Origin of the sequence: Terribacillus sp. DMT04 (genome assembly GCF_019056395.1) — a bacterium.
Taxonomy (GTDB): domain Bacteria; phylum Bacillota; class Bacilli; order Bacillales; family Amphibacillaceae; genus Terribacillus; species Terribacillus aidingensis_A.
This window is the reverse complement of the sequence record NZ_CP077639.1, coordinates 335,395-349,020: the sequence shown is the minus strand read 5'-3', so window position 1 is coordinate 349,020 and position 13,626 is coordinate 335,395. Positions and strand designations below refer to the sequence as shown.

At 43.7% G+C, this 13,626-nt stretch carries 12 protein-coding genes, 1 pseudogene and 1 other annotated feature (1 of these 14 only partly in view); of the genes and pseudogenes, 5 read left to right on the top strand and 8 right to left on the bottom strand.

The annotated features are described in order from the left end of the window. Positions 1-36 precede the first annotated feature (36 nt). Positions 37-780 (top strand): SDR family oxidoreductase, encoded by a 744-nt coding sequence (locus tag KS242_RS01925; RefSeq protein ID WP_217322766.1) that lies wholly within the window; start codon positions 37-39, stop codon positions 778-780. A gap of 51 nt (positions 781-831) precedes the next feature. Here KS242_RS01925 and KS242_RS01920 read toward each other — a convergent pair. Continuing rightward, a pseudogene (locus KS242_RS01920) lies at positions 832-978 on the bottom strand (6-phospho-beta-glucosidase); the annotation flags it as partial. 225 nt (positions 979-1,203) lie between these two features. On the opposite strand from KS242_RS01920, the gene KS242_RS01915 reads away from it, so the two are divergent. Continuing rightward, entirely contained in the window at positions 1,204-2,442 is a 1,239-nt protein-coding gene (locus tag KS242_RS01915; protein WP_217322765.1) for an NADP-dependent malic enzyme, read from the top strand. A 62-nt stretch (positions 2,443-2,504) separates the two neighbouring features. Here KS242_RS01915 and KS242_RS01910 read toward each other — a convergent pair whose 3' ends face one another. Both KS242_RS01910 and KS242_RS01905 read right to left on the bottom strand, forming a co-directional pair. Further along, positions 2,505-3,950: an NADP-dependent glyceraldehyde-3-phosphate dehydrogenase gene (locus tag KS242_RS01910; RefSeq protein ID WP_217322764.1), complete on the bottom strand. Its 1,446-nt coding sequence runs from the start codon at positions 3,948-3,950 to the stop codon at positions 2,505-2,507. 284 nt (positions 3,951-4,234) lie between these two features. Further along, positions 4,235-4,819: a TetR/AcrR family transcriptional regulator gene (locus KS242_RS01905; RefSeq protein ID WP_217322763.1), complete on the bottom strand. Its 585-nt coding sequence runs from the start codon at positions 4,817-4,819 to the stop codon at positions 4,235-4,237. Positions 4,820-4,932: 113 nt separating this feature from the next. Here KS242_RS01905 and KS242_RS01900 point away from each other — a divergent pair, with 113 nt between their 5' ends. Then, positions 4,933-5,481: a hypothetical protein gene (locus KS242_RS01900; RefSeq protein ID WP_217322762.1), complete on the top strand. Its 549-nt coding sequence runs from the start codon at positions 4,933-4,935 to the stop codon at positions 5,479-5,481. Between the two features lie 18 nt (positions 5,482-5,499). On the opposite strand, the gene psiE is transcribed toward KS242_RS01900, so the two are convergent. Then, the gene (psiE, locus tag KS242_RS01895; protein WP_217322761.1) at positions 5,500-5,937 is read right to left on the bottom strand and encodes a phosphate-starvation-inducible protein PsiE; all 438 of its coding nucleotides are present in this window, start codon (positions 5,935-5,937) and stop codon (positions 5,500-5,502) included. 26 nt (positions 5,938-5,963) lie between these two features. After that, positions 5,964-7,091, bottom strand: coding sequence for an alpha-hydroxy acid oxidase (locus KS242_RS01890; RefSeq protein ID WP_254391780.1), 1,128 nt, complete (start codon positions 7,089-7,091; stop codon positions 5,964-5,966). 117 nt (positions 7,092-7,208) lie between these two features. On the opposite strand from KS242_RS01890, the gene KS242_RS01885 reads away from it, so the two are divergent. After that, the gene (locus tag KS242_RS01885; RefSeq protein ID WP_217322760.1) at positions 7,209-8,492 is read left to right on the top strand and encodes an aspartate aminotransferase type Ic; all 1,284 of its coding nucleotides are present in this window, start codon (positions 7,209-7,211) and stop codon (positions 8,490-8,492) included. A gap of 206 nt (positions 8,493-8,698) precedes the next feature. Here the strand turns inward: KS242_RS01885 and KS242_RS01880 are convergent, their stop codons facing one another. Together KS242_RS01880 and KS242_RS01875 are read right to left on the bottom strand one after the other, a co-directional pair. Beyond that, the gene (locus tag KS242_RS01880) at positions 8,699-10,150 is read right to left on the bottom strand and encodes a DHA2 family efflux MFS transporter permease subunit (protein ID WP_217322759.1); all 1,452 of its coding nucleotides are present in this window, start codon (positions 10,148-10,150) and stop codon (positions 8,699-8,701) included. Positions 10,151-10,172: 22 nt separating this feature from the next. Continuing rightward, positions 10,173-10,760 (bottom strand): TetR/AcrR family transcriptional regulator, encoded by a 588-nt coding sequence (locus KS242_RS01875; RefSeq protein WP_254391779.1) that lies wholly within the window; start codon positions 10,758-10,760, stop codon positions 10,173-10,175. A 205-nt stretch (positions 10,761-10,965) separates the two neighbouring features. On the opposite strand from KS242_RS01875, the gene chrA reads away from it, so the two are divergent. Further along, positions 10,966-12,147, top strand: a complete 1,182-nt coding sequence (gene chrA, locus KS242_RS01870) for a chromate efflux transporter (RefSeq protein ID WP_217322758.1) — start codon at positions 10,966-10,968, stop codon at positions 12,145-12,147. 31 nt (positions 12,148-12,178) lie between these two features. Here the strand turns inward: chrA and KS242_RS01865 are convergent, their stop codons facing one another. Continuing rightward, on the bottom strand, positions 12,179-13,372 hold the full coding sequence (locus KS242_RS01865) for an MFS transporter (protein WP_217322757.1): 1,194 nt from the start codon (positions 13,370-13,372) through the stop codon (positions 12,179-12,181). A gap of 67 nt (positions 13,373-13,439) precedes the next feature. Continuing rightward, positions 13,440-13,626, bottom strand: a binding site (T-box leader); it runs 63 nt beyond the window's last position.

Genomic DNA, 13,626 nt, shown 5'->3' with positions numbered 1-13,626 from the left:
TAAGAAGAATGGTAACCTGAGAGGAGCAATTTAATTATGAGTGAAAATGTCCAAGGTAAAGTTGTCATCATTACAGGCGCATCAAGCGGTATCGGCGAGGCTACAGCAAAGGAACTGGCGGAGCATGGTGCCAAAGTTGTACTTGCCGCACGCCGGGAAGAGCGTTTGCAAGAGCTGGCAGATGAAATTAAGAATAACGGCGGAGAGGCCGTCTACCAAGCAACAGATGTTACCAACCAAGAAGAAGTCGAACAGTTGGCACAGCTGGCACTTGATACGTATGGTCAGATTGATGCTATATTCAACAACGCCGGATTAATGCCGCTCTCTTTCATGCATAAGAAGAAAATTTCTGAGTGGGACACCATGGTGGACGTAAATATAAAAGGTGTATTATATGGCATTGCCGCTGTATTGCCGCATATGCGCGAACGAAAACAAGGTCATATTATCAATACCTCTTCTGTAGCAGGGCACAAAGCAAGTCCCGGATCAGCTGTCTATTCCGGAACAAAGTTTGCCGTCCGAGCCATTACAGAAGGCTTGCGCCAGGAAGAAGCAGCGAATAATATCCGCACGACCATCATCTCACCAGGTGCTATTAAAACAGAACTTCCGGATAGCATAACAGACGATGAAATACGGGAAGGCATGGGCGAGGTGCTAGATGCCGCCGTCACACCAGATAGTATCGCACGAGCTGTCCGCTTTGCATTAAGCGAGCCTGACGATGTAGCGGTCAACGAACTGCTCATTCGACCAACACAGCAAAAGGGCTGATTCCAATAAATACAGCACCTAACCAGATTATCTGGTTAGGTGCTGTATCTTTTAATTATTTAAATCTTCGCCATTGGATGCAATAACTTTCTTGTACCGGATTCGATTAAGCGAACCGTTTCCATCATTATCTTTATCTACATAAATATAACCATATCTCTTTTTCATTTCTCCAGTGCTCGCACTCACCAGATCAATTGCGTATACCTTCTTCATTAGCTTCGAATGCCTTGAAAGTCTCTCCGTCAATCTATTATAAAATACACCCGAATCCACTTAATTTATTTTAACTATATATTAGTTTAGTTATATAAGTGAAATCACAAGCCAATTAATCGCTTTCTTCCTTCACAGACAGGTATAATCGAAGCTGATATAGAAATCTAACTAAAAGTATTTACATATAAAGAAGGGATGAAATACATGAGCAATCTAAGAGAAGACGCACTAAAAATACATCGCGAAAACAAAGGGAAACTGACAATGAAGTCGAAGATTCCTGTTCGTAACGCGACAGATTTGAGTCTTGCCTACTCTCCAGGTGTAGCGGAACCATGTAAAGAAATTCATCAGAATAAAGATGATGTGTACGAATATACAATGAAAGGCAATATGGTTGCTGTTGTCAGCGACGGTTCTGCTGTACTTGGCCTTGGAAATATCGGCCCAGAAGCATCTCTGCCAGTAATGGAAGGAAAATCAGTTCTATTCCAGAGCTTCGCAGGTGTGGACAGCTTCCCAATCGTGCTGGATACAAATGATGTTGATGAAATCGTCCGTACAGTTAAACTAATGGCGCCAACATTCGGCGGTGTCAATTTGGAAGATATCTCTGCACCGCGCTGCTTCGAAATTGAAGAACGCCTAAAAGCAGAAACAGATATCCCTGTATTCCATGATGATCAGCACGGGACTGCGATTGTAACAGTTGCTGGTCTATTGAACGCCCTTAAATTGGTTGGCAAAAGCTTCGACAATATCAAAGTTGTCGCAAATGGTGCTGGCGCGGCTGGTATTGCAATCATCGAATTGCTGCACAGCCTTGGTGTGAATAACGTGATCATGTGTGACTCCAAAGGGATGATCTATGAAGGTCGCCCGGAAGGCATGAACAAAATGAAAGACCGCGTTGCGAAAATTACAAACCGTGACCGTCAAGAAGGAAGCCTGTCTGATGCGATCAAGGATGCAGATGTGTTCATCGGTGTATCCCTTGCGAATCTGCTTTCTCAAGATGACGTGCGCACAATGGCGAAAGATCCAATCATCTTCGCAATGGCAAACCCTGATCCGGAAATCTTGCCAACCGATGCGAAAGAAGCAGGCGCTCGTGTTATCGGAACTGGCCGTTCTGACTTCCCGAACCAGGTGAACAACGTATTAGCATTCCCTGGTATTTTCCGCGGTGCACTGGATGTTCGCGCAACCGGTATTAACGAAGAAATGAAAATTGCCGCTGCCAAAGCGATTGCTGAGCTAATCGACGAGAGCGATTTGAACGAAGACTACGTAATCCCAGCTCCATTCGATCCTCGCGTTGCTCCAGCTGTTGCCAAAGCTGTAGCGAAAGCAGCAATGGATACTGGTGTGAACCGTATTACGATTGATCCAGAAGAAGTAGCAGAGAAAACGCGTCAGCTTACATTAATTGACGAAGACTAAACAAAAAAGACAGAGCATGGAAGCTCTGCCTGAGGAGGAATCCCTTATGGGGTTCCTCTTTTTTAGTTATCTAAATTTAACACAGTTAATTTCTCACGAGTCATGGAAAGAATGCTGTTAGCAATTCCTTGTGTCCCCATACCAGAACCTTTTACACCAAGGAATGGGAAGTGGTCAGGACCACGCTCTGTGCGTCCGTTGATTTGAACAGCGCCGACCTCTAATTCATTTGCGATATAAAATGCTTTATCCACATCACGTGTGAAAATGCTCGCTTGCAATCCATATTGTGATTTGTTAGCAATTTCTATTGCTTCTTCATCAGAACCAACACGTATGACAGGCAATACGGGACCGAACGGCTCCACCCAAGCTACATCCATATCTTCCGTTACATGATCAAGCAATGTCGGGTGAATCAAGTTGCCTTCTCGTTTGTTGCCAGCCACTAATGTGGCACCTTTAGCCAATGCATCGTCAATGAGCGCTTGCACACCATCAGCCGATTTACTATCAATCAATGGAACAACCGTATTGCTTTCTTCTGGTGATCCAACCGCAAGTTCAGCCACTTGCTCTTTCAATTTAGCTACTAGCTCATCTGCTGCATTGTCATGCACAAGTACACGCTTAATAGCTGTGCAGCGCTGCCCAGAATAAGAATAAGCGCCGCTTATAATATTTTTTACTGCTTTATCCAAGTCCGCATCTTCGCGGACAATCCCTGGATCCTTACCGCCCAGCTCAAGTACAACTGGTTTCATCCCTGCGATTTTCGCCAGATTTTCTCCCGTTTTCGTGCCACCTGTAAAGGAAACCATGCTTATATCTTTATGTTCCACAAGGAAGTCACCAATAACGGAACCACGGCCAGTAACGATATTAACAACCCCTGCCGGCAGCCCTGCACGATCAAGTGCTTCCATCATTTTAATGCCGCTCAAAGCGCCTTGAGTTGCTGGCTTAAAGATGACTGTATTACCGGAAATAAGTGCTGGAGCAAGTTTAGATGCTGATAAGTTCACTGGATAATTAAACGGTGAAATCGCTAGCACTACACCTAAAGGTACACGGTCCACAATACCAACCTTCGAGCTGGATCCTCCTGGAAAACGGTCGCCTTTCATGCTTTCCCCATTAGTATGCAGCGCTTCTTGCGCAGTATAACGGATATAATCATATGTCCGCTGCACTTCACTTTTCGCATCCTTCAGGCTCTTTCCAACTTCTTGCATCATTGTTTGTGCAATTTCATCCTGCATTGCAAGCAGCTCATCTGCCCATTTATACAGCAGATCTGCTCTTTCCTGCAAGCTAACTTTTGCCCAGGATTTTTGCGCTTGCTTAGCAGATTGAATTGCTGCTTCGGCTTCTTCCTGCGATAACGCCTGAACAGTACCGACAACACCATCTTTGTACGGGGATAGTATTTCTACAACGTTACCTGTGCTGCTTTCTTTCCATTCACCGTTCACATAATATTGTTGCGCTGTTAATGTTGACTCCATTACTTTCTCCTCCTTGTGTTACAGTTAGTTTATTTAATTAAAAAACTTAAAAAAGTTACTGACACCCATTCTACTACTAATATTTTTATAATGAAATCATTTTGCTCAAATTTATTTTTTATTTGTTTACCTTTAAATCAAGGTTTTTGAGTATACAACATATAAGATTAGTATGTCATTTTCATTATCCATTCCATTTCCTAGTAAGCTATTACTCTCTAGGATCAGCATAAGATCAATTACTTTTTTAATTAAAAAAAGAGGAGCATCAATTGCTCCTCTTCTCATTTCTTGCACAGATCATCCATATATTCGGTTAGTATTTCAGTTGTGTATTCTCCAGAAAAAAGTTCCGGATTAAGAAACCGATGAATTGCCAGTCCATCAATTAAAGCATAAAGTTTTTCTGTTTCCTTCTTTAAATCTCTTTCCTTCAGTTCTCCGCTATCTGACAAAAAAACAAGCGCACGCTGAACTGCCTCCCGTATACCGTCTGTCTGCCTGAAAGCATCGCCTTGCTTGTATTTTAAATGCAGTGTAAAGGCAAACCACACCTGCATCTCTGCCATTGATTCCCGATTAATAGGCAGAAGTTCCAGCAGCACATTTGTGACAAGCTGTTTTGGCGGATCATTTCGTTGAATAACCTGTATAATTCGAGCTTCACAACGGGATTTAACAAGCTCCATCGCATATTCCAGCAGTTCCTCTTGTGTTGAAAAGTAATGTCGCAATGCACCAAGTGACAAATTGGCACTCTTAGCAATATTCCGAACCGATGCCGCCTCTATCCCGCCATCCAGAATGACCTGCCAAGTTGCCTTTGCTATATCTTGTTTTCTCGCTTCATGATCAATTTTCTTTGGCATAATGTCACTTTAGCAAAAGTCGCATAGGAAAGCAATTTATTTAATACACTTGTATCACAAAAGAAACAATGCTAGCATAACAATACAACTGTACTAAAAAAGGAGGGCAATTGATGAATGCCATTATTATATTAATCATCTTGTGTGAAGTTGGTTTCTGGATCTTTATTGCTGCTGGACTGCTGTCCCGCTATGTGCTTAAACTGCCTAAGCTCGGCATGATTCTGCTTAGCACTACCCCGCTGATTGATTTAGTTCTGCTTATTGCCACTGCATACGACCTAGCCCGCGGCACAACCGCAACTACCGCCCACGCCATCGCCGCTATTTACATTGGTGTCAGTTTGGCTTACGGAAGATCCATGATTCGCTGGGCCGATCAGCGTTTTGCGTATTTCATCGCAAAGCAAGGTGAAAGACCAAAAAAACTCTACGGAAAAGCGCACGCGCAAAAAGAAATGAAGAGCTGGCTGCAGCATCTGCTGGCTTATATTATTGGAGCTGTTCTGCTGCTCGCAGTTGTCTATTGGATTAATGATCCAAGTCGGACCGAGGCACTTACCAATGTGCTGCGCATCTGGTCAATCGCACTCGGCATCGATTTTCTTATTAGTGTCAGCTATACCTTTTTCCCCAAAAAAGAGAAGCATACCAGCTCTTAGAGCATGTATGCTTCATTTTCAAAAGTCTTCTTTCTTCGATCTTTCGTTAGCCAAATTCATAACAAAATAGCAAAGAACAAGTAGGAGAATGGCTCCGCAATAGTACAAGGTGTACAGCGCACTCTCATGGTACACAACAATTAGGCGAATGAGGGCTGTAATACCGATATACAGAAAATACCGAATCGGGAAATGATAATCTTCTTGAAAATACTTTACAATCATGGCGATGAACTCAAAATAAAGGAAAAATACCAAGATATTGTTCAAGAATGTCAGTCTTGAAGTATTTCCGTCATTGAACAGCGAATTGGTAATAATATCAATCAGTTCTTTTCCTAATAAAATCGTGATTGCAATAGCCAGGAGTATTAATGCTACATTTAAGATATACTGCAAAATTGTCGCGATCGTTGCTTTTGTTCTTTTTTTCTTTGTATGGGCCTGCGTTCGCATTCTATCACCTCTAAAAGTCCTATACCCTACCTTTTCAGCAGGTATGCCGTATTAATATCCTTTGTTCGCGTGACGCCTGCTAACGCATAAGTCAGCTGCAATTCCGTTCGTAAGTCTTCAATCACACGACGTACACCTGCTTGTCCGCCGAGAGTTAGTCCATATACATAAGGACGACCAATCAGGACGCTATCCGCGCCCAGTGCAATCGCCTTGAACACATCAGCCCCAGATCGAATTCCGCCATCTATCAGTACCGGCACCGCACCATCTACCTGCTCCACAACAGCTGGCAAGGCACGAAGAGATGCAGCAGCGCCATCAAGCTGCCTGCCGCCATGGTTGGAGACTACAATCGCATCAAAACCTAAGTCAACAGCCTGCCTTGCATCGGCAGGATGCAGAATTCCCTTAACCACAATTGGCAGGCTTGTCTGCTCCCTAAGAAACAGCAGGTCATCCCAAGTTAGATTGGGATGATGGATACTTTCCAAGATGGCTTCTCTAATATGTGCTTCTGAAAGATCAGGAACCATTTCACGGAAGACTGGATCTTGTACATAGTTTGCGGCACCTTTTAATAACTTGAGTGGTGAGTAACCATTTCGGTAATCTCGTTTCCGCCAGCCAAGGAGTCCGGTATCTACGGTTACTACAATCGCATGATAACCAGCTCTTTCTGCTCGTTTCACCATGCTGGCAGTCAAGCTACGGTTAGTTGACCAATAAAGCTGGAACCACTTTACTCCCTCCGGAGCAGTTGTCGCTATTTCTTCCAAGGAAGCAGTCGTAACGGTACTTGCTGCAAATGGGATGCGGGCGTCTGCTGCAGCCTTCATACTGGCAATCTCCATCTCCGGATGAAAAATACCTTGATAACCAACAGGCGCCAGCAGAACTGGCATAGATAACGTTTGCCCAAGTAACTCGACAGTTAGATCCACATCTGATACATCTCGCAAAACACGAGGCAAAATATCATACGCACAGAAGGCTTCGCGATTTTGTCCAAGTGTCATTTCATCCCCAGCACCGCTTTGCAGAAATCCAAAAGGACCTGCTGGTAACATTTCTTTTGCTTTCGCTTCCCATTCCTCAGCAAACAATGGGTAGCCATCCGTTTGTTCTCCAATTCTAGTAAACGTATTTCTCACACACAGCACCCCCAGCTATAGCTTAGAATAGTAATAGAATAATTCGAACTCGTTAGGAATTCCACTTTTTTCGTGATAAGATAATCTGTGAAAAATAATCAGGCGGAGGCGGCATTCATGGCTAATTATCATAATCTTTCAAATGAAGCATTACAAGAAAAATATAATACACTGCAAGATGCCTACGAGAAAATTGCAAGTCAGCAGCTGCAGCTGGACATGACACGCGGCAAACCTTGTACAGAACAACTTGATTTATCTCAGCCAATGCTGGATATTCTGACTTCCACAAGTGCAGTCAAGACAGAAAATGGCTTGGATGCCCGAAACTACGGTGTATTAGACGGCATTCCGGAAGCAAAAGCTTTCTTTGCTTCTATACTCGATGTATCACCAGAACAAATTATTGTTGGCGGAAACAGCAGCTTAACCATGATGCATGACTCCATTGTTCAGTTCCTGCTTCACGGAGTATCAGAGGACGCTGCATCCTGGGTAAAGCAAGAAAATGTAAAATTCCTTTGCCCAAGCCCTGGCTATGATCGCCATTTCGCTATTTGTGAAGCATTAGGCATTGAAATGATCCCAGTCGCAATGACACCAGAAGGACCAGATATGGATGAAGTGGAGAAGTTAGCAGCAGCCGATCCACAAATTAAAGGTATTTGGTGCGTACCAAAATACAGTAACCCAGATGGCATCACATACACAGATAATGTTGTGGATCGACTTGCAACGATGAAAACTGCTGCGGATGACTTCCGTATCTTTTGGGATAATGCCTATACGGTTCATCACCTTACCGATGAACCAGATGAACTGAAGAACATCATGACAGCAGCATCTAAAGCCGGAAATTCCGATCGCGTGCTGCAGTTTGCTTCTACTTCTAAAGTGACTTTTCCTGGTTCTGGTGTCGCTGTACTAGCCTCCAGTGAAAGAAATATTGCGTTTTATAAAAAGAATCTTTCCATCCAATCAATTGGACCGGATAAACTAAATCAGCTGCGTCATGTCGCTTTCTTAAAAGATAAAGCTACCTTGGCTGATCATATGAAAAGGCATGCAGCTATCCTTGCTCCAAAGTTCCAGACAGTCCTGACCATTCTGGATGAAAAATTGGGCGGTAAAGGTATAGCTGATTGGACGAACCCGAACGGCGGTTACTTCATCAGTCTGAATACGATGGAAGGCTGTGCCAAAGAAGTTGTAGAGCTTGCCAAGAAAGCAGGCGTTACTCTGACAAGTGCAGGTGCAACGTACCCGTATGGCAAAGATCCGTACGACGCTAACATTCGGATTGCACCAACACTGCCTCCAATTGAAGATTTGAAAAAAGCGATTGACGTGCTGTGCTTGTGCGTAGAAATGGTTAGCATCAATCACCTATTACAGAAATAAGATAAAGGCCGCTCACTCGAGCGGCCTTTCTATAGGATATCGATAATATACCTTTTCTGCGATAATCTGGATGAACCATTCCGCAAACTTCAACCTTGCTGCCGAAGCGGTACAGCCCCAGAAAACCGCGCCCCCCATTCTGTCTGCCTTCCTTCATTATAGCGCCAAACAAAAAAATCCTGCCGCATAGACGGCAGGATTTCCGCTTAATTTTCTTGATGTTCCACTTTTACTCTTCTAATAAAGAAGCTGATTACCACTCCAATAATGGCAATGATGATACCGAAGATAAAGGAGCTTTGAACACCTTCTGTAAATGCTTGAAGCATTGTTTGTGGATCCCTTGGATTTGCAGCATCTTCCAAGTAACCATTTTGTCCAGCAGTCATGATACTAATCGCAACAGCTGTACCAATTGCACCAGCAACCTGCTGTAATGTGTTCATGATTGCTGTTCCATCTGGATACAAGCTAGGCGGCAGCTGATTCAAACCATTTGTCTGTGCTGGCATCATAATCATCGAGATACCAATCATCAATACAATCAGCAATCCAATGATGAAACCCGTAGACGTATCTAAAGAAATAGTAGAGAATCCGAACATAGCAGCTGTAACAAGAATCAAACCAGGCGTTACTAGGTATCTTGGTCCAAATTTATCAAACAGTCCGCCCATAACAGGTGACAGCAAACCGTTGATAACACCACCTGGAAGCAAAACAAGCCCTGCCGCTAGCGGCGTCATGGAGAGAGCAGTCTGCAAGTACAATGGCAGTAAAATCATCGAAGAAAGCATTACCATCATACTAACTAAAATTAATACTAAACCTATGACAAACATCGGATAACGGAACGCACCTAAGTTCATCATTGGCTGTTTCATTCGAACCTGACGTACAGAGAAAAGAATCAAGCTCAAGGCCCCTGCTGCAAGCGCTACGATCACGACTGGGTCACCCCATCCGCCACCTTCTCCTGCATGACTGAAGCCATATACAACACCACCGAAACCGATAGTGGATAGAACGATAGACAAAACATCAATTTTAGGTTTCGTTAATGTCGTCACGTTTTGCATGAAGAAAGCACCGAAAACAAGTGCAACTAAAAGCAATGGCAAGGAGAACCAGAAAATCCAGTGCCAAGTCAGCTTATCGATAATCAGACCAGAAACAGTCGGCCCTACTGCCGGTGCAAACATGATAACCAATCCGATTAGTCCCATCGCTTTACCACGACGGTGCGCCGGGATAATGTTTAGAATCGTATTAAACATTAGCGGAAGTAAAAGTGCCGTACCAATTGCCTGTACAATTCGTGCGACGAGCAACACGGTAAATGATGGCGCAATTGCCGCAATAAATGTTCCAATAATCGAGAAAACTAAAGATGTTAGAAATAACTGTCGCGTTGTAAACCACTGCATAATCAAACCGGAAACCGGTACAAGTACACCTAGCGTTAACAAATATCCTGTCGTCAGCCATTGTGCTGTAGACGGCGTAATGCCGAAGTTTTGAATGATGTTTTGAAGCGCGATGTTTAGCGCTGTTTCACTGAACAAACCGATGAAACCAGCAATCAAGAATGAAATAATAATTGGCATAGCTTTAATTTCGCTGCTGGTTGCGGCTGTTGCAGTTTTGTTACTATCCATTTGCAATATTCTCTCCTCCAAATTAGGAATTTTGATTTAGTAATGACGGAAGCTGTCTCGCTACACTATACAGCGGTTTTCCAGATGCGTTTGTCACCGCAAGAATCACCGCTCCTTCTATTAAGGCATTTATTGTAACGGCCAAGTCTTTCGCCATTTCTTTTTCATAACCAAAGGCCATCAAACGGTCGGTATATAAATTCTGCCAATCGGCGTATGCATGCTGACAGCTGTTGCGCAGCACTTCGTTTGTTGCGGCTGTCTCTGATGCAATAAGTCCAATCTGCACACCTTCCATTTGTTGTTTTTTTTCGAAGTCTGCGGCTATATTATGAATATGATACTGAAAAGCTTCCACAGCTGTATCTTTGGCAGCCAAATCTTTAGCAGCGCCTTCCAAGACCAGTGTTTTCATCAGCTTAATTGCTTCCAAAGCGATTTCTTCTTTGCCATTTGGAAAATGATAATACAAAGACCCTTTTGGCGCACCGCTTTCTTCAATTATCTGACTCAAACCCGTGCCATGAAATCCTTGCCGCTGAAACAGCTCTGAGGCGGTTCGTAAGATAAGTTCTTTTGTGGTTTCCTTCTTTTTCACGGCTTCATACAACCCTGCACTCCTCTAATTATAACAATCGGTCTAGATAATAATATTTTCTTTTGGTCTGTCTGTCAAGAATGTGCTCCTGATTTTTTATTTATTAATTTTTTGTAAATTGGCAAGCAAGAAAGTTAAGCTGATGTTATAGTACATGTGACTTTTCTAGTGTGTTTATATGATGCCAAAGATTAATATATGGAAAGGAGTCTGCATTATGACGAACAATAAAACAAAATTATCAGCTCTAATAGAAATTTTTCTTGTTTCCTTTCGCTTAGGGTGCACATCCTTCGGCGGTCCAATAGCGCATCTTGGCTATTTCCAAGAAGCTTATGTAAGAAACAAGCGCTGGCTGGATGAAAAAGCCTATGCTAACTTAGTAGCTCTGAGTCAGTTTCTGCCCGGACCTGCCAGCAGTCAAGTCGGAATTGGTATTGGAATTGTTAGAGGCGGTTTAATTGGCGGTATAATTTCATTCCTCGGTTTTACTTTGCCGTCTGTTCTAGTTCTTATTTTATTTGCCATATTTATCGGACAAACAAATCTAACTGACGCCGGCTGGATTCAAGGCCTCAAGCTTGTAGCAGTAGCAGTAGTTGCGCATGCCGTACTTGGTATGAGCCGGAAATTAACAACCAATTTACTGACTAAAGCATTCGCACTCGGCGCCCTCGTGCTCACACTGCTATGGCCGCATCAATTGTCACAGCTGCTCGCCATCCTACTTGCAGCAGCCGCTGGGTACTTATTTCTGCACCCGGATTCGACATCAAAAGAAACTGCTAATGTAAACATTGCTATAAAGAGACGGACTGGTGTCATCTGTTTAAGTTTATTCTTCTTGCTGCTAGCAGGACTTCCGCTCTTGCGCACCTTTATAGATAATCCGGTACTTGCCATGGCAGATAGTTTTTATCGCGCTGGATCACTCGTTTTCGGTGGCGGACATGTCGTCCTTCCTCTGCTGGAGCGTGAATTCGTCCCAACTGGATTAATTAGTCAGCAAGATTTCCTTACAGGATACGGAGCTGCTCAGGCAGTGCCCGGCCCGCTCTTTACTTTTGCCGCCTATTTGGGAACTGTGCTTTACGGATGGCAAGGCGGTTTATTAGCTACCGCTGCCATTTTTCTGCCTGCCTTTTTGCTGTTGATAGGCGCTTTTCCTTTTTGGGCAATTCTGCAGAAAAACGCTGGCTTCCGAAAAGCATTTGCCGGAATTAACGCTGCCGTAGTCGGCATCTTAATCAGTGCATTTTTTATTCCTATCTGGTCATCAGCTATTCACTCTCCCGTAGACATTGCTCTTGCGGCTGTTTTTTACAGCTTACTCGCGTTTTGGAAGCTGCCCGCATGGTTTATTGTTATACTCGGTGCTTTAAGCGGATTTATATTATAAGAAGAAGGACATGCCTCGTGCGCATGTCCTTTTAACTTGATAAGCTTCTTCTCTTACTCAAATAAAATAACAGCATCGCTATCAGCAGCATAATGAAGCATCCAATCTGTACAGCTATAGCTACATCTGTCATCGCATTAATGCCCGCGAGGACGGCTGTCATCCCGATGATGAGAACCGACTCAATTGTTTGGTACAGACTCATCATCCTGCCCAGCTGATTTTCAGGAATATGTTCCTGCATATACGTTAGGTAACCCGCATTGGAAAATGCCAGCGCAGCCGAAAGGACAAATACACCAATACTGGCGGATAAAAAGCTGTACGAAAATGAAAACACAACATAACCGATTGCCCCTGCGGCAGCTCCATAACAAAGTAGCTGTATAGCCTGAAAATATCGTGTTACCATACTTAATATAATGGAGCCAACGATGAATCCTGTCCCCGCAACACTTACCAGTACCCCATAGGCAGCTTGCGATAGGCCAATTGCTTCCGAAGCAAAAGCTACTTCCATGGAATCCACAGCAGCTGTCATAATTGTCATACAGCTAAATAAGAGAAGCAGCAGTGTCAGCGCGGCAAACTTTTTACTAAATGCAGCAACAAGTTTCCAGTCATCTCTCCAAATCTGAATCCAGCGCTGTCCGCTTTCTTCTATCGGTATCTTTACCGAGGGGAGCACGAGACAAATCCCAGCTGCCAGTAGTAAGAGGAGAATGTTGACAAGCAATGCCATGTCCACGGAACCTATACCTACCAATACACCAGCCAATGCTGGACCTAGTACAAATCCGCTTCCATCTGCTATGGCTCGAAATGAATTAAACCGCTGCCAGTGCTGTTTTTGTATCAGCCCAGTAATATACGGCAGACTGGCTGGTTCAAATATGGAAGCTGCAGCTGCAACAAGGAAGACAAGCAGATAAATTTGTCCAAGTGAGTCTGTCAGCATCATACCCATTAAACCAATAACCCTTATAAGATATAATCCAATCATCAACTTTCGATTATCCATTCGATCAATGAAGCTGCCTGCCCAACTGTTCATTAAAAGACCTGCAGCGGGCTTGATCATATACAGCATCGCAACAGCAACAGCTGCTTGCTCTGCTTGCTGGTACACCTTTAAATTCAATGCAATCAGGTATATCCATTCCCCGCAGGATGCAAAAGTTATCGAAACCAGCACGCCAATAGCACGTAAACGGTATCTTCTCATTTTCTTCCTCCATTTCATTCGTTTGAAGTTAAAGCCAATAAAAAAATCCCACCCCCAAGATCGAAATCTTAGGGGCGAGATACCGTCGCGGTGCCACCCTAGTTTTCCTGACAAGTAACCTAGTCAGGCTCAAAAAGTACACGCAATATACTGCGTAGACCTTGTGCTGTAACGGGCACTCCCGGTTTGCCATCACGATTGATCCGGCAAACAGCTCCACGGTTTGTTCTGGCTGGTCTCCTTCACCCTTCTCA

Bases quoted from the DNA above. Each gene is read 5' to 3' on its own strand.
- KS242_RS01925 (WP_217322766.1), top strand. From the start codon at position 37: ATGAGTGAAAATGTCCAAGGTAAAGTTGTCATCATTACAGGCGCATCA.
- KS242_RS01915 (WP_217322765.1), top strand. From the start codon at position 1,204: ATGAGCAATCTAAGAGAAGACGCACTAAAAATACATCGCGAAAACAAA.
- KS242_RS01910 (WP_217322764.1), bottom strand. From the start codon at position 3,950: ATGGAGTCAACATTAACAGCGCAACAATATTATGTGAACGGTGAATGG.
- KS242_RS01905 (WP_217322763.1), bottom strand. From the start codon at position 4,819: ATGCCAAAGAAAATTGATCATGAAGCGAGAAAACAAGATATAGCAAAG.
- KS242_RS01900 (WP_217322762.1), top strand. From the start codon at position 4,933: ATGAATGCCATTATTATATTAATCATCTTGTGTGAAGTTGGTTTCTGG.
- psiE (WP_217322761.1), bottom strand. From the start codon at position 5,937: ATGCGAACGCAGGCCCATACAAAGAAAAAAAGAACAAAAGCAACGATC.
- KS242_RS01885 (WP_217322760.1), top strand. From the start codon at position 7,209: ATGGCTAATTATCATAATCTTTCAAATGAAGCATTACAAGAAAAATAT.
- KS242_RS01880 (WP_217322759.1), bottom strand. From the start codon at position 10,150: ATGGATAGTAACAAAACTGCAACAGCCGCAACCAGCAGCGAAATTAAA.
- chrA (WP_217322758.1), top strand. From the start codon at position 10,966: ATGACGAACAATAAAACAAAATTATCAGCTCTAATAGAAATTTTTCTT.
- KS242_RS01865 (WP_217322757.1), bottom strand. From the start codon at position 13,372: ATGAGAAGATACCGTTTACGTGCTATTGGCGTGCTGGTTTCGATAACT.